This window comes from Dialister sp. (genome assembly GCF_036343215.1).
Lineage (GTDB): Bacteria > Bacillota > Negativicutes > Veillonellales > Dialisteraceae > Dialister.
In genome coordinates this window covers 236,225-252,663 of the sequence record NZ_JAZASU010000001.1, presented here as the reverse complement: position 1 = coordinate 252,663, position 16,439 = coordinate 236,225, and the positions used below count along the sequence as shown (strand labels likewise).

16 protein-coding genes are annotated in these 16,439 nt (G+C 45.3%); 15 read left to right on the top strand and 1 reads right to left on the bottom strand.

Features of this window, described 5'->3' with window-relative positions; translation table 11 throughout:
- Window positions 1-140: 140 nt before the first annotated feature.
- Window positions 141-764 (bottom strand): HD-GYP domain-containing protein, encoded by a 624-nt coding sequence (locus VZT47_RS01220; RefSeq protein WP_330223150.1) that lies wholly within the window; start codon window positions 762-764, stop codon window positions 141-143.
- Window positions 765-1,111: 347 nt separating this feature from the next.
- On the opposite strand from VZT47_RS01220, the gene VZT47_RS01215 reads away from it, so the two are divergent.
- From VZT47_RS01215 to VZT47_RS01145, 15 genes are all read left to right on the top strand, one after another.
- Window positions 1,112-1,822 carry an MBL fold metallo-hydrolase gene (locus tag VZT47_RS01215; protein WP_330223149.1) on the top strand — a complete coding sequence of 237 codons (711 nt, stop codon included), beginning with the start codon at window positions 1,112-1,114 and terminating at the stop codon, window positions 1,820-1,822.
- Window positions 1,823-1,917: 95 nt separating this feature from the next.
- Complete coding sequence (locus VZT47_RS01210) at window positions 1,918-2,124, top strand: hypothetical protein (protein WP_330223148.1); 207 nt, start codon at window positions 1,918-1,920, stop codon at window positions 2,122-2,124.
- A gap of 322 nt (window positions 2,125-2,446) precedes the next feature.
- Window positions 2,447-4,021 (top strand): ribonuclease Y, encoded by a 1,575-nt coding sequence (gene rny, locus VZT47_RS01205; RefSeq protein ID WP_330223147.1) that lies wholly within the window; start codon window positions 2,447-2,449, stop codon window positions 4,019-4,021.
- Between the two features lie 183 nt (window positions 4,022-4,204).
- A complete protein-coding gene (locus tag VZT47_RS01200) occupies window positions 4,205-5,344 on the top strand; it encodes a S1C family serine protease (RefSeq protein WP_442877407.1) in 1,140 nt (379 codons plus the stop codon).
- A complete protein-coding gene (gene rlmH / locus VZT47_RS01195) occupies window positions 5,344-5,823 on the top strand; it encodes a 23S rRNA (pseudouridine(1915)-N(3))-methyltransferase RlmH (RefSeq protein ID WP_330223145.1) in 480 nt (159 codons plus the stop codon). Before VZT47_RS01200 ends, rlmH begins: the two co-directional genes overlap by 1 nt.
- A 158-nt stretch (window positions 5,824-5,981) precedes the next feature.
- Window positions 5,982-6,542, top strand: coding sequence for a CBS domain-containing protein (locus VZT47_RS01190; RefSeq protein WP_330223144.1), 561 nt, complete (start codon window positions 5,982-5,984; stop codon window positions 6,540-6,542).
- Window positions 6,543-6,669: 127 nt separating this feature from the next.
- Window positions 6,670-8,016 (top strand): TrkH family potassium uptake protein, encoded by a 1,347-nt coding sequence (locus VZT47_RS01185; RefSeq protein ID WP_330223143.1) that lies wholly within the window; start codon window positions 6,670-6,672, stop codon window positions 8,014-8,016.
- 13 nt (window positions 8,017-8,029) lie between these two features.
- Window positions 8,030-8,692: a potassium channel family protein gene (locus VZT47_RS01180; RefSeq protein WP_330223142.1), complete on the top strand. Its 663-nt coding sequence runs from the start codon at window positions 8,030-8,032 to the stop codon at window positions 8,690-8,692.
- Window positions 8,693-8,947: 255 nt separating this feature from the next.
- A complete protein-coding gene (gene murA, locus VZT47_RS01175; protein WP_330223141.1) occupies window positions 8,948-10,207 on the top strand; it encodes a UDP-N-acetylglucosamine 1-carboxyvinyltransferase in 1,260 nt (419 codons plus the stop codon).
- Window positions 10,185-11,279, top strand: coding sequence for a rod shape-determining protein (locus tag VZT47_RS01170; protein WP_330223140.1), 1,095 nt, complete (start codon window positions 10,185-10,187; stop codon window positions 11,277-11,279). Before murA ends, VZT47_RS01170 begins: the two co-directional genes overlap by 23 nt.
- A gap of 186 nt (window positions 11,280-11,465) precedes the next feature.
- Window positions 11,466-11,756 (top strand): hypothetical protein, encoded by a 291-nt coding sequence (locus tag VZT47_RS01165; RefSeq protein ID WP_330223139.1) that lies wholly within the window; start codon window positions 11,466-11,468, stop codon window positions 11,754-11,756.
- Window positions 11,757-11,769: 13 nt separating this feature from the next.
- Window positions 11,770-13,722: a SpoIVB peptidase S55 domain-containing protein gene (locus tag VZT47_RS01160; protein WP_330223138.1), complete on the top strand. Its 1,953-nt coding sequence runs from the start codon at window positions 11,770-11,772 to the stop codon at window positions 13,720-13,722.
- Window positions 13,723-13,743: 21 nt separating this feature from the next.
- A complete protein-coding gene (locus VZT47_RS01155; RefSeq protein WP_330223137.1) occupies window positions 13,744-14,505 on the top strand; it encodes an MlaE family ABC transporter permease in 762 nt (253 codons plus the stop codon).
- Window positions 14,506-14,513: 8 nt separating this feature from the next.
- A complete protein-coding gene (locus VZT47_RS01150; RefSeq protein ID WP_330223136.1) occupies window positions 14,514-15,275 on the top strand; it encodes an ABC transporter ATP-binding protein in 762 nt (253 codons plus the stop codon).
- A complete protein-coding gene (locus VZT47_RS01145; RefSeq protein ID WP_330223135.1) occupies window positions 15,272-16,429 on the top strand; it encodes an MlaD family protein in 1,158 nt (385 codons plus the stop codon). Before VZT47_RS01150 ends, VZT47_RS01145 begins: the two co-directional genes overlap by 4 nt.
- Window positions 16,430-16,439: the final 10 nt, after the last annotated feature.

Below are 16,439 nucleotides of genomic sequence, written 5' to 3'. Positions count from 1 at the left end.
ATTGGGTTGGGCCGGAGAAATTCCATCTACCATGGCAATCGCTAACTGAAAAAAGCTAAAAAATGGACCCTGGGGTAAGTGCGCCCTTTTTTGGGTTTTTCGGGATAATGGTTTTATAGTAAACTTGAGGACAGGATTTTTTATCTGGAAATAGAATTGCTGTGGAAAATCACCTTCAGAAATGCCTGAATCACTTCCGGGTCAAAGAGGATTCCCGAACCGGTCATGATATCTCTGGTTAGTTCCGTAATCGATTTCAATTTGAAGTCTGGCGACGAATAAATCGTATCATCATAGTAGCTGGCTACCGATATAATTCTGGCACCTAATGGAATATTTACATTCTTCAGGTGCTTCGGGTAACCGGTACCGTCCCAGCGTTCATGATGGGAACGAATATAGGGCAGCAGATCCTGGCAGCCGGGAATGGATTCCAGCATATTGGCGCCAAGTTCAGGATGTTTTTTATAGAGAGACAATTCCCTTCTGGAAAGATAGGGGACCTTTGTCAGTATGTGGTTGGGGATGCACAGTAATCCGATATCATGCAATAACCCGGCGTATCGGATCAGCATGATTTCATTGGAGGGAAGCCTCATATACACGGCCGTGGCGCCTGCATAATTGGAGACCCGGAGAGAGTGTTCATATAACTCCTGTGATTTTAACCGCAGCAGTTCAGAAAAACTGACGGCGATTGAATCCAGTGCATTTTGAGTGTCCCGAAAAGTTCCGGGACTTTGGAACAGAGATGAGCTGTACATAAGAAGCTCCTGATTCTGAATAAGCGAATACAGCCGGCTGGAGCCGTATGCCGCAGCCGATAATAATATTATAAAGGCAGATGGGATTTCGAGGCTGCAAATCTGTCTGCCCAAAATCTTCGAAATCCCACATACATGTCAGCAGTTACAATGATATTTTACTCAAGTCAGCGGAAAAGGTCAAAGGAATATTCATTCGCTCTTTAAATGATCAAATATACGATGACAGCCAGACATTATGTTATAATCATTATACAGTTTATTCTTTGAATAATCATCTCAGTTAAAATTTATAGTCCTATAAAAATTGATGATACAAATACAAGTTCTATACCGGGAGGAAGGAAATGAAGCCATTTAACATATACTTTCTGCATCATAGCGGTTTTCTTGTGGAAACTGACCGGGCAGTACTTGTTTTTGATTATTACAGGGATCCTTTACATGTTGTTGAAAGTGTCCTGTCCCGGCAGGAAACAGTAAACAAAAAGGTTTACTTCTTTGTCAGCCATGTTCATGGGGATCATTTCAATCCGCAAATCAGATTGTATGAAGAAAGGGCATCGGCCTATTTCATGCATGAGGATTGTCATATGCTCCTTAATCATGGAGAAAAATGTCATCTCATGAAACCGGGAGATTCTTTTTTCGGAGATGATTTTTCCGTTAAAATGTACGGCTCTACTGATGCGGGCGGCTCTTTTATTGTATGGATCGGGGATAACACTATATTTCATGCCGGAGATTTGAACTGGTGGCACTGGGCCGGTGAACCGGATGAAAATAATGAAGAAGCCGCCGAATTGTTTTTTGAAGAATTGAAGAAAATAGAAGAGACACGGGTGGATCTGGCTTTTATTCCGGTAGATTACAGGCAGCAGACTGCCAGGGAGTGGGGAGTCAAGGAGTATCTGAAAAGAATGGACATCGGACTTCTCGTACCCATGCATTACTTTGGAACGCCATGGATACCATCTTATGAATTCCGCTGGCTTCACAGAAAACAGAGAATATGGATACCCCTCTCTGATGGTGATGAATTCAGGGGTGAATGGTAATGGCATCATCCTGGCTTTATGTCATTCCGGTTTATCTTGCGGGAAGGTTCATCCTGCAGATGATACCTCTTATGTTTTATGTGGATGCAGTATTTATGATTAACCTGGCCGCTGCATTGATATCCTTTCTTATTTTCAGGAGGAGTACAAAAGGTGCCCTGAAGATAAATATGACCTTGATGGCCCTTTTTACTGCCGCCGGGATTCTTAGTGATATGGACACGCTGCCCGGCTTCATATCCTGGGGTGTATTTCTCGCTCTTCTCATACTGTCAGTATTTGGCAGGCGGTGGGAAAAATGATATACGCAGCAGCAGGCTGACCGGCAGCTGAGAAAAGGAATTCATAGCTCTTTCTCTATGGTCCTTGACAATATTTTGTAAAAATTTTAGAATTAATTAAGGTGCTGGACCAAGTGAACATTCCTTTAATGGATTGATTCTGACTTATATAAATGCTTCCCGGTGATATTGTACTGCCCTGGAGGCTTTCATTGTAATGGACGGAAATATTTCCGTATAGAGGAAAATCCATCTGCTTCGGCCTTAGCATCCCCATTGTGGAGATGCTTTTTAAAATTCTCGTAACATTATAAAAATAAGAAAGAAGAAAGAGGTGAATCGTTTGACACTGGATGAAGTTTTACTTTATGTAATTATCGGTTGTATTATTGCGGCGATTGTCGGTGCAGGAATCGGTTATATCCTGAGAAAACGTATCGCAGAGGCCAGAATCGGCTCCGCAGAGGAAAAAGCACGCCAGATTGCGGATGATGCCCGGAAAATGATTGATTCTGCATCCCGTGAAGCGGAAACGCTCAAGAAGGAAACCCTGGTACAGACTCGTGAAGAAATCCATAAACTTCGTGAGGATGTGGAACAGGAGAACAAACAGCGCAGGGACGAACTCCAGAAATATGAACAGCGTCTTGTTCAGAAGGAAAACAATCTGGACTGGAGGAGCGGTAATCTGGAACAGCGGGAATCGCAGCTGGACAAGAAAGAAAACCAGCTTAAGGCGCAGAAAGAAAAGCTGAATCAGCTGTATGAAGAGCAGCAGAAGAAACTGGAAGAAATTTCCCAGCTTTCCACGGAACAGGCAAAGGAAATGATTCTTTCCCGGGTGGATGAAGAGCTGACCCATGAAAAAGCCATCCGTATCCGCGATGCGGCTGAAGAAGCGAAAAATACGGCTGATACCCAGGCCCGTGAAATTATTGCTTCCGCGATTCAGCGGAATGCGGCCGATACGGTATCCGAAACTACAGTTTCCGTAGTTTCCCTGCCAAATGAAGAAATGAAAGGTCGCATTATTGGTCGTGAAGGTAGAAATATAAGGGCTATTGAAACCCTGACCGGTGTGGATCTCATTATTGATGATACGCCGGAAGCAGTCATTCTTTCCTGCTTTGATCCGATCCGTCGTGAAGTGGCAAGACTGGCCCTGGAAAGCCTTGTCAAAGATGGGCGCATCCATCCGGCGAGAATTGAAGAAATTGTGGCCAAGACAAAGAAAGATGTGGAAAAAGCTATTCGCGAAGCCGGTGAACAGGCAGTCATGGAATGTGGTATCCGTGGCATGAACCCGGATCTTGTGAAAATTCTCGGCCGTCTGAAGTACCGGACAAGCTATGGCCAGAATGTCCTGCAGCACTCCATCGATACATCCTATTTTGCCGGAATCCTTGCCGGTGAAGTAGGTGCTGATGTGGAACTTGCCAAAAGGGCAGGCCTTCTTCATGATATCGGTAAAGCTGTGGATCGTGAACAGGAAGGAACTCATGTGGAACTGGGCGTAGAACTGGCCCAGAAGTTCCATGAATCTCCGGAAGTCATCAATACCATAGCTTCTCACCATGGGGATACCGAGGCCACCTGCGTAGAAGCTGTGCTGGTTGCGGCAGCCGATGCTATTTCTGCAGCTCGTCCGGGAGCACGCCGTGAAACGCTGGAAAACTATATCAAGCGTCTTACCAAGCTGGAAGATATTGCCAAATCTTTCCCCGGTGTTGCCAGCTGTTATGCGATTCAGGCAGGTCGTGAACTCCGCGTGATTGTTAAACCTGAAAAGATCAGTGAGGACCAGACCACTATTCTGGCTCATGATATTTCCCAGAGAATTGAAAAAGAACTTCAGTATCCGGGTCAGGTCAAGGTTGTGGTTATTCGCGAAACAAGAGCTACTGATTTTGCAAAATAATTGATTGCATAAAAAAGATTTTATCCATCTCCCTGGGTGGGTAAAATCTTTTTCCTTTTATGGTAATATGCTATAATTTTATAAATACATTAAAAATAATCTGTCCTTGGACAGGGAAAGATGCGAGGTTCATCAATGGATAGAGAAGATCTGGATAAACAGCTGAAAGAGCATGGGGAAAACATGAATCTTGTCAGTTCAGACCACCATAAAGGCAAAATGAAAATTGCTGCTTTTGCACTGGCCCTTCTGGTCATTGGTGGGGCAGGCGGCTGCTTCTTTGGAGACCTTAAAACAGAAAACAAAAATCAGAGTGCATCTTTCTCCTATCAGCTTCCCACACAGGAAGGAAAGAAGCTTCAGGAATTGCCGGCTATAAGAAATACGGCAGTTGTGCAGGCAGTCAAAGAAGTCGGTCCTGCCGTAGTAGGCATTACGACCCGGGTTTATGACAGGGATATATTCAACCGCCGCGTTGAAGTAGGGCAGAGTGTCGGGTCCGGAGTCATTTTTGATAAAAAAGGATATATTGTTACCAATAATCATGTCGTATCCGGCAGTAAAGATGTCAATGTCAGCCTGTCTAACGGGACTACGGTTCCGGGGAAAGTCGTTGGCACAGATGCATCAACTGATTTGGCTGTAGTGAAAATCGAAGGAAACGACAGTCTCCCGGTTGCTCAATTTGGTGATTCCGATGCCCTCCAGGTGGGTGAAACGGCTATTGCCATCGGTAATCCTCTGGGTCTTGAATTCCAGGGAACGGTCACAGTCGGCGTAATCAGTGCTTTGAACAGGAGTCTTGATAATATTGATCAGCGCTTTAAACTGATTCAGACAGATGCGGCTATCAATCCAGGAAATTCCGGTGGTGCCCTGGTTACAGCAGATGCAAAAGTGGTAGGTATAAACAGTGCCAAAATTGCCAAAGAGGGCGTGGAAGGTATGGGATTTGCCATTCCGGTGAATTCTGCCAAAGGCATTATCCGACAGCTTATCGACAATGGCAGGGTAGTCCGGGCTTATCTCGGGGTATATGCGGCTGACAAGGATATCGCCATGAGGTATGGTTATAACTGGGATCATGAACATGGTGTCCTTGTCATGAAGATTGCATCCCATAGCCCTTTGAGTCTTACTGAAATCCGCCCCGGCGATTATATCATGGCCATTGATGGAAAAGCTTTTGATACTGTCAAGGCAATGCGGGAAATACTGGATACTCATAAACCGGGAGACCGGATTACGCTGACCTATGAACATAATGGCAGGGAGAAAAAGACGGAAGTGCTTCTCGCCGCAGCACCGGAGAACAATAAATAATGAAATTTACTATCCTGGCCATTGGCAAAATCAAGGAAAAATGGATGCGGGACGGTATCAGTGAATATGTAAAGCGTCTTTCGCCCATGGCTAAAATAGAATTCATCATAAAAGATGAAGAAAAAATGCCTGAACGCCCTTCACCGGCCCTTAAGGAAAAGGTCATGGAAGAAGAAGGAGAAAAGCTTCTTAAATATCTGAACCCCGATGATTTCCTGATTCTCCTGGATCTCAAAGGGAAACCGGTTACCTCAGAAGGTCTCTCAGAAGTTCTTCAGGAGAAAATGGTAGGTGGAATCAGCCATTTTTCCTTCATGATTGGCGGCCCCTATGGAAATGGCGAAAATATCAGGAAAAGAGCGGATATGAAGATTTCCATCAGCTCTATGACATTTACCCATCAGATGGCAAGACTGGTTCTGATTGAACAACTTTACCGGGCCATGAAAATCATGAGACATGAACCTTATCATTTATGAAGGACACCCAAATATTTATATGAATTGTGTTGTATAAACCTGCAGATGATTTCATAAAATCATTTGCAGGTTTTTTGAAATTTCGTTAAAATATAAGCAGCTGCAATGGCTCTGTATATCGATTATTTCACATGTTTTTCTGTCGGAAGAGGGGATTGATGATGACTGCCAAATCGATGAAAGTCAAGGATTTCATGTCGAAATATGTGTTTACTGTTTCTGCGGATACCACTGTCCATGAACTGGTAGGGCTTTTTATTACGCATCCGGTGAGTGCTATTCCGGTTGTGGGGGATGATAACGAGCTTCTGGGCATTGTCTCGGAAGGAGATCTTCTGTATAAAAAGGTGAACCCCAAAATTCCCCAGTATGTAGATGTGCTTGGCGGCAATCTATATTACTGCGGTTTTGGCCGTTATGAAAGATCATTCAGAAAACTTCTTGCTACGACAGCTTCCGAAATCATGACAAAAGATGTTCGCTGCGTTACTTCAGAAACAGATATGGAGACATTGACAACCCTGATGGTAGACGAACATTTAAAGACCGTACCGGTGGTTGAAAAGAAAAAGGTGACTGGCTCGGATATACAGCCGCCTGCCCGCCTCGTTGGAATTATTACCCGTCACGATATCCTGGGAGCTATTGCCGCTACGGAGGCGGAGGAGCTTCTCAAAAACCGGAAACAGCTGGCAAGGGAAGGGTATAAGGACGAATGATTTCAAAAACCTGATCCTTTAAGGAAATAAAAACTGCATGGCTCCATGCAGTTTTTTATTTTGAGTTCCCATTGTATAATAGAAGAAATATGAAATTTGTATCCGGCACGCCGGCGCAAGGGGAAATATGTCCAAAAAAATCATTCATTTTCTGAATAAACTTCATAGAGGGGTATTGATCTGTGGGGGATTTGCTCTTTTCATGCTGCTGGGGGCAATCCTTCTGATGATGCCTTTTGCCCAGTCCGGCACGAGAAGCATAAGTTTTATCGATGCCCTGTTTATGTCAGTAAGCATTGTCAGTGTCACCGGAATGAGCATGTTTGACCTTGGACGTGATTTCAGTCTGGCTGGCCAGCTGATCATCCTTTTCATGATGGAAGTGGGCGGACTGGGCGTAATGACCATTATGGCCATGGTCAGCATTTCTGCGGGCCGCAGAATCAGGCTCCAGGAAAGACTGCTGATCAGGGATTCTTTCAATCTCCAGTCTCCTTCCGGAATGGTCATGCTTGTCAGAAAGATTATTTTGTGGACTTTTATGGTGGAACTGGTTTCAGGAATACTTCTTTCTGTTTATTTTTATTTCAAATTTGGCCTCAAAGGGATTTACCTTGGGTTTTGGTATGCTGTTTCCTCATTCACTACCTGTGGGCTGGACCTTGTGGGAGATGGAATTGGCTTTCCTGATATGGCAGCTGACAGTTTTGCCAGTACTGTGATTCTCATTACCATGTTCCTTGGCGGCATCGGGTTCCTCGCCCTGGATGATGTGATCACGCACCGCAGGTGGTCAAAACTTTCATTTAATACCAAATTTGTCTTTACCCTGGAGGCCATTCTCATCCCTTTGGGCGTTATTGTATTTTACCTGCTGGAAGGAGATAATCCGGCGACCCTTGGAAGGCTTGGAACTCTTGAGAAGTGGCAGAGTGCTTTTTTCATGTCTCTTTCAACTCGTTTAGCCGGGTTTGCGGTATTTGATATTCATGCCATGATGAATTCCACGGTTCTTATGGTGATGGTGTTCATGATCATCGGTGGGTCCCCGATTTCCACAGCGGGAGGAATCAGGACTACAACTATGGGTCTTTTGATTCTCTCCATGTATGCATGGATCAGGGGCAGAAGAGAAGTCGTTATTTTCCATAAACAGGTGGACCCCAAAGACCTTGTCAAGGCATCCAATGTCTTCACCCTGGCTATGGTACTGACGTTTTTGACAGCCTTTCTGATCTTTCTCCTGGAACCTTCGGATTTTAATTTTGAAAATGCTCTTTTCGAATCGGTATCCGCATTCAGTACCGTGGGATTCAGCATGGGATTGACCGGGGAATGGAATACCCCCTGTAAAATCGTACTCATAGGCGCCATGTACATAGGAAGAATAGGTGTAATGACACTTGCAATCGCATTTGCCGGACATCATAACAGTTCGATGAAATATCCAAAAGAGAATGTTGTTATAGGTTAGAGGGATTATCGATATGGGACAGAAACTTCAGTTTTTTGTTGCCGGCCTTGGGCGTTTTGGAAAAAGCGTTGCCGTAACACTGGAAAAAATGGGCTACGATGTCATGGCTATGGACATCAATGAAGAAGTGGTACAGGATTTGTCGGATACTCTGGGATATGTGGTCTGTGCAGATTGTTCCGATGAAAAAAACCTGACTGCCATTGGTGCCGGCAATGCAGATGTTGCCGTAGTCTCTCTCGGAGACCTGTCCGCAAGTCTTATGACTACCCTGATCCTTAAAGATATGGGAGTCAAGAAGATTGTTGTCAAGGCTCTGGATCCGATTCACGGCAAAATGCTCCAAAAGATCGGGGCTGACAAAATTATTTATTCAGAAAAGGAAATGGGAGTCCGGGTGGCGCATAACCTCATTTCGCCGGGAATTGTAGACTATATCGAAATGGAAAATAACATTACCATCCTTTCGATTCATGTCCCTTCCGACTGGGTGGGCAAGAGCATTCTGGATATCGATGTCCGCAGGAAATACAATATTACTGTTGCCGCCATAAAGAGAAAAGGGGATATGTTTGTTAATCCGCGGCCTGACATGAAAATGACTTCAGATGATATGCTGATCATCCTTGGTGATTCGGAAAGTGTTAAACGGGTCACTGAAAGCCTGGAACAGTAAGGTAAAGTCATCCCCGCAGTGTCTTTATACTGATTCCTGTGCGCTTCCATAAGTCTCCTTGAAATCATATAGGATTTTTGCTATGATACGTATGATTCGATTACAATAATAAAACCGTTTCCCGGATGTTATTTCTTTGCACGTCAGGTGAGGAGAGTTCTTCTCTTCAGCCTGCAGGGCGCCGGCGAAAATGATGAGATACATGTAGAATCCGGTTATCATTGAATATTTTTTAGTCAGTAGGAGTGAGTCCTTTTGGAAAAATTAGTAATTCATGGCGGTCATCCGCTTCGTGGACATGTTCGCGTCTCCAGTGCTAAAAACGCAGTGCTTCCCATTATCGTTGCCACACTGCTGCCGGATACGCCTTCTTCCATTGTAGATGCGCCGAATCTTGATGATGTCAGAACAATCTGCAGTGTCCTGGAGTCTTTGGGGGTCAAAGTCACAAAAGAAGATAATGTATTAACCTTTGATTCTTCGATGCTGGATAAAACGGAAGCATCTTATGAACTTATGAGCAGGATGAGGGCTTCCTTTCTGATTATGGGCCCGCTTCTGGCGAAACGGGGACATGCTAAAATCGCACTGCCCGGCGGATGCATGATAGGCAGTCGTCCTATTGATCTTCATTTGAAGGCATTTGAAGCTTTAGGCGCGGAAATTAATGAAAGCAATGGCTACGTGGAAGGTTATGCACCGCATGGTCTCAAGGGCACCACAATTTATCTGGATTTCCCCAGTGTTGGAGCTACTGAAAATATCCTGATGGCTGCTGCTATGGCAGAAGGAAGGACGGTCATTGAAAATGCGGCAGAAGAGCCGGAAATTGTTGACCTGGTTACTTTCCTGAACTCCATGGGGGCTAATATCAAAGGCGCAGGCACCAATGTTATCCGTGTTGAAGGTGTTAAAGAATTACTGGGGGTATCCCATACAGTCATCCCGGACCGGATTGAGGCAGGAACTTTTATGATTGCCGCTGCCATGGCAGGCGGTGATGTGATCGTTGACAATGTCCTTAAAGAGCACCTGAAACCGTTACTGGCCAAATTAAATGAAGCCGGGGTTAAGGTGATTACAGATATTGACAGCATCCGTGTAATCAGTGATGGACATATCCGTTCCACTGATATCAAAACACTCCCCTATCCCGGCTTCCCGACGGATCTTCAGGCCCAGTTTATGGCATTAATGACTATAGGCAACGGGATAAGCCGCGTAACGGAAACAGTTTTTGAAAATCGGTTTATGCATGTAGGCGAACTGCAGCGTATGGGTGCTTCCATTATGGTGGAAGGCCGTTCAGCTATTGTCCGTGGTGTTCCGTTCCTGACTGGCGCATTTGTCCGTGCAACAGATCTGCGTGCCGGCGCGGCACTCACCATTGCCGGCCTCGCAGCCCGGGGAGAAACGGAAATTGGAGAACTTCACCACATTGATCGTGGGTATGATCACCTTGTTGAGAAACTGCAGGGGTTAGGAGCAGATATTGTCAGAGTCGACAGGGATTAATTTCATCTCCCGAAAATTCAGGATATCCAGCCAGAACTCTCTTGTGGACTGGATAGGTTCATTTGGTACGGAAGATATCGGCGTGGATATGGGAACATCCAATACAGTTCTTTTTGTAAAACATAAAGGGCTGGTATTCCCGGAAGCTTCCGTGATAGCCAGAAATGATCTGACAAAAGAATATTTTGCTTTTGGAACAAAAGCGGAGGAAATGGAAGGGAAAACTCCATCGGCAGTCAGAATTATACGACCGTTGAAACAGAGCGTAATTGTTGATTACGGCGGTGCGGCTTATCTTTTAAACTGCATCGTTAATCATTCTTACCTGAAAGGGCTTCTCTTTCATCCCCGTCTCATCATGTGTGTTCCGGCCGGAATCAATGGGGTCCAGCGAAGAGCACTCCTTGAAGCGGCAGTTGCCATTGGTGCCAGAAAGACTGTCCTCATTGATCAGCCTCTGGCAGCTATGATGGGAATGGGACTGGGAAAACATCCTAAAGAAGGGACAATGGTCGTAGATCTTGGTGGAGGTTCTACCAAAATTGCCGTTCTCTCGAAACATGGTATCATAGTCAGTCATTTTTCGACCGCTTCAGGCTCAGAAATGGACCAGGCCGTACTGAATACGGTGAGAGAAAAATATCACATTCTGATTGGACACAAGTCGGCAGAAAGCCTTAAAATTGCATTGGGAGCCATGTGGGATTTGAAGAACGGTCCCCAGATTGCTGAGACAAGCGGCATGTCCATAGTTTCAGGCCTTCCTGTGAAAATAGCAGTAACGGGTGAAGACATTGCCCATGCCATTAATCCTATTCTTTACAGGATTTTTAAAGATATTCGGGATGTACTGCAGCGGACGCCTCCTGCCCTTCTGCAATCAATAAAAGAAAATGGAATCATCCTCATAGGTGGGGGCGCAGAGCTTCGTGGTATAGATGAACTTATTTCCAGGGTCATAGGCGTTCCGGCTCATGTGGCTGAAAGACCGTCATATGTGAACGCAGTAGGGGCAGGTTCAGCGCTTGAGTATATCAACGAATTCCGTGATTCGCTTCAGGATTTACATTGAAATAAAGAGACAGCAGATTGCTGTCTTTTTGTTTTACCCTTTTATAAAGACTGAAATATGAAAATTTTTGATTTAAAAGAAATTTGAAGAACGAAAATACAGGAAGAATTATCAGGAAAATATTATTTAAGCGTGGTAAAATAAAACAAAACAACTTTTTTCATCTTTATGATAGCGAGGTATCTCATGAAAATAATAAAGAAAGCCCTCCTGGCTTCAGCGGCTGTCATTTCGCTTACAGGTATCGCTGACGCGGCAGAAATTTCCCAGAATGCTGTTATATCCGGTACGGTTACTTCCGTGGTTGAATTGAATGCCTCCATCAAAGAGGGACAGATACTGGCGACAGTAGATTCTCTGGTGGGGCCTGTGCCGGCTGCAAGAGCCGATGCAGATGGAATAGTGAAGAAAGTACTTGTCGTAAAAGGACAACAGATTAATAAATCGGAAGCGGTAGTTATTATTGAAACCAGGTAATACAGGAGAGACTATGCATCTGTTTTCGGGAAAGAACATAAAAAGGCTGGGCATTACTTTGTGCCTGGCACTGAACTTGATCGCTCCGTCACTGGCGGCAGAGGAATTTATGCCTCTCTCAGAAGTTCATGAGGGCATGCATGGGTATGCAAAAACGGTAGTTCATGGAACGAAAATTGATACATTTAATGTCGATGTCCTTGGTATCATGAAGAATAAAGGCGCGGCCGGTGGAGATCTGGTCCTGGTCAAAGTTTCTGGTCCTGTTATTGAGGAGTCCGGCGGGATTGCCCAGGGAATGAGCGGGAGCCCTGTTTACATTAACGGAAAACTCCTTGGCGCTATAGCGTACGGTTTTCCTCAGTCCGATGGCAGGATTGGTATGGTTACTCCCATTTCCGATATGCTTAGATTGTGGACTGTTGATAGCAGCCATAGTAAGGAAATCGACAGCCATGCTGCCGGATTAATTCCGCTGGATACCCCGGTAATGGCTTCCGGCTACACCGCCAATGGCATGGCTTTCCTGACTGACCGGATGAAAGATTTCCATATGGTACCTTATTCCGCCGCTTCGGCGACTACTGATGACAATCCGTTTCCACTGGAGCCGGGCGGGGCTGTATCCGCAACTCTGGTGACGGGAGATTTAAAACTGGGCGCAGTAGGGACAGTGACCTATGTAGATGGAGACCATATGGTGGCTTTTGGTCATCCATTTATGAATAAAGGCAGTTTAGATTATTTCATGCATAACTCCTATATTTTTACTGTCATACCAAGCAGGAACATCCCCTTCAAGCTGGGTTCGGTCGGGGCTGAAATTGGTACTATCACGGAAGACCGGGGAGCAGGAATCAGTGGCATAAGTGGTAAAGTACCTGAATCTGTCAGGCTTCATGCGGTGGTCAATGATCTTGACACCGGGAAAACAGGAAATCTGAATGTCCGGATGATACGGAATGAGGGACTGCTGCCTATGCTTTCTTCCACATCGGTCTATAATAATGTCAGCAATACACTGGACAGGACCGGCGAAGGGACTATTTCTTTTTCCTATACTCTGTTTCCAAAAGACATGAAAAAGAAGCCTTTTACACGGTCCAACATGTACTGGTCATCCAAAGATATCGCCGCAAGAAGCGTAGATGAGTTGTACAATGTGGTAAAGATTCTCGAACAGAACCGGTTTGAACCTTATGATTTGAGAGATATTTCTATTCACATGGACGTAACGCAGGGTCGAAAGACGGCTAAACTGCTGGATGCCTCGGCTGCACCGACTGTAGTCAGTCCGGGAGACACGATCTATGTACGGGCCAGACTGGAACCCTGGCGCGGAGAAATATTCTATAAGGAATTATCCTTTAAAGTCCCTGAGGATCAGCCATTGGGAAATATGATCCTGGAAGTCAGGGGCGGCGGCGTGACTCCGCTTCCATACCTTCTCCAGCAGCAGAAATATAATCTGACCGATGAGATTCTGGAAAGACTTCGTAATTATAAAGATTTTGATGACCTTTTTGATAAGCTGGAAAAGGAAGACCGGAATAATCAGGTTGTTGTAGAAATTTTGGATCCCAACGTCAGTATGATTTCCAAAGATGAAAATGACGGGGCAAAGGCGGAGATTCAGGACAAGCGTCCTTCAAAATCCCCGGAGTACCTTAAAGGGGAATCTAAGCCTGATCAGGGAAATGACAGGGAAGATGATTCACCAAAGAGCAGGGTGGATACGGATTATGTCATTTATGGAGATGGACAGTTTACTTTTCGCGTCATGGCTCCCGAGGATAGAGACAGGGAACTGAGGAAATTATCCCGCTCCAACAGGAAAGTGGCAGCTGAAATGAGAAATGGTGAAAAAGAACCTTCAACCGGGGAATTTCCGGAAATAAAAGACTCAAAACAGAATGGCAAATCTGCTTCAGCTTATGAAAATTCAAATTTCCTGATTGATCTGTAAATGAGGAAAGGAGGGGTAGGCTTGGATTTTTTAGAATCGCTTGGCCGTCATACACTGAGTATTTTCCATCAGCTGGGCGCGGTTATTCTGCTTCTGGTTCAGGCAATTAAAGAACTGGGGAGCATTCGCGTTAATGAAACATGCAAGCAGTGCCTCTCCCTTGGCGTACTTTCTTTTCCTATTGTGGCTTTGACCCTGCTTTTTACAGGAATGGTTCTTTCCGTGCAGATTGCAGGAGAATTGACCAAATATGGTGCCGATTTCACAGTGGGTGCGATCGTAGCAATCGGGATTGGCCGGGAACTGGGGCCTGTTCTTTGCGGCGTCGTCCTTGCAGGTCGTGTAGGTGCTGCTATTACGGCAGAAATCGGGACAATGCGGGTTACTGAACAGATAGATGCTCTTCGCTGTATGGCAGTAAGCCCTGTGGGATATCTGGTTGTTCCCCGGCTGATTGCCTGCATGTGCATGCTGCCCCTTTTGAACGTATTTGGAGTTACCATTGGCGTAGGCGGGGGAATGATCGTGGCATCTTTGTCTCACGGAGTTTCTTCTTATGTGTTCATGCATTCCATACACACTTTCTGCGTTCCATCGGATTTATATATAGGAGTTTTCAAATCCGTGGTTTTTGGCGCTATTGTTGCCCTTGTCGGATGTGACCGGGGCATGACCTGTACGGCAGGTGCCGAAGGTGTCGGCAAAGCTACAACCCAGTCAGTCGTTTATTCCATTATTATGCTTTTTGCGGCCAATTATCTTCTTTCGTCAATACTCTTCTGAGGACTGTTATGATTGATATAAGACATGTATACCAGACCTTTGGTACGAGGAAAATCCTAAAGGACGTGAGCCTTACAATCAGGGATGGGGAAACCATGGTCATCCTGGGGGCTTCGGGTTCAGGGAAATCAACTCTTTTGAAACTGATTATCGGTCTCCTGAAGCCCACCTCGGGGGAGGTCCTGGTTGACGGAAAAGATATGGCTCTCTTGAGTGAGGCAGAACTCAATCTTGAGCGGCGCCATATGGGGTTTGTATTTCAGTATTCCGCCCTCTTTGATTCTATGAATGTGAAGGAAAACGTGGCTTTCGGCCTGCGGATGCATACTAAACTTCCGGAAGTGGAAATAGAAAGAATTGTCAAAGAAAAACTGCACCTGGTAGGGCTTGACGGTATAGAAAATCTGATGCCGGCCAATCTTTCCGGCGGCATGAAAAAGCGGGTGAGTCTGGCAAGGGCAATTGCGCTCGAACCCCGAATTATTCTTTATGATGAGCCTACGGCGGGGCTGGATCCTATTCGTTCTACGGATATCAGTCTTCTTATAAAAAATACGCAAAAGGCCATGCATGCCACAAGCGTTGTGGTTACTCATGATTTAAAATCAGCAGAAATGATTGCAGACCGGATGGCTTTTCTCTATAAAGGTTCTTTCCTTGCTATAGGAAAGCCGAAGGAATTATATCGGTCGGAGGACCAGAGAGTCCGCCAGTTTATGGAAGGTCTGCCGTCAGACCCGGATTTTTTAAAGGAAGGTGATGTTGGATGAAATGGTCTACTGAGGCAAAAGTGGGGGCTTTTTCACTGGCCGGGATCGTATTGTTTGCCCTGATCATCATCCAGCTCAGCAGCCTCGTCATTTTTGGAAAAAGCGGCTTTCATGTAACCGGTTATTTCAAAGAAGCAGAAGGAATTGAACCGGGAAATCCCGTCCATTATGCTGGCGTAGAAGTGGGAATGGTAGACAGCATTTCCGTCGAGAACGGAGAAGCTGTTCTTAAGCTTCGATTCTATAATGATGCCAGGATTCCAAAGGATGCGGATTTCTCCATTCAGACCAGCAGTGTCATGGGCGGCCGGTTCGTAAAAGCTTCCGGCGGCCATCAGGATCGGGGTTACCTGGCAGACGGAATGACTGTGGAAGGAAAAGCAGCCCCCGGTATCGATCAGGCCATGGATAAAATGGATAAGCTGATTAATTCTGCGCAGACAATGCTCGATGGAATTAATACGGTCGTAGGGGATCCGGCATCACAGAAAAATGTAAAAAACAGCCTCAGTAACTTCGATGCTGTTTCCCAGAACCTGGCCATATTAACTGCTCAGGGTATACAGACGGCAAATGAAATCGAGGGTATTACGGCACAGATCAATTCCATGCTTTATCAGTTGAATGGGGATGGCAAAGCTGTGGCTGATGCAAGGCAGATCATGGATAATCTGGCAGTGGCATCGGAAAATGCTAAAGCCATTTCTTCTGATGCAAAAAATATTTCCGGAAAAATTAACGGAATTATGAGTGGAACAGGCGATTTAGGTATATCTGTTTCGGGCGAATTGTTATATAATACTAAGAAAGATGATTTTTCACCAAATCTGTTTCTCCGGTTCGGGAAAGACAGTTACGGAATTCTGGGGATAGAATCCGCAACCAATGATCCCGTGTATGATGCTATGTTTGGCCGAATGAGAGGGAGCTACGGCATTCATGCAGGGATTATCCGAAACAAGCTTGGCCTAGGCGCCGATTATGAGAAGGACAGATGGAAGTTTACAGCGGACCTGTTCAATCCAAACGATGTTTCCGTGAGGATTGGCGGAAAATATGCGCTGGATGATCATTTCTTTATTACCGGCCAGTCTATCTTCCCGCATCGCCGGAGAGGCGGCGGCGAATATTTCGGTGTCGGTTACAACTTTTGAATAAGAAGAC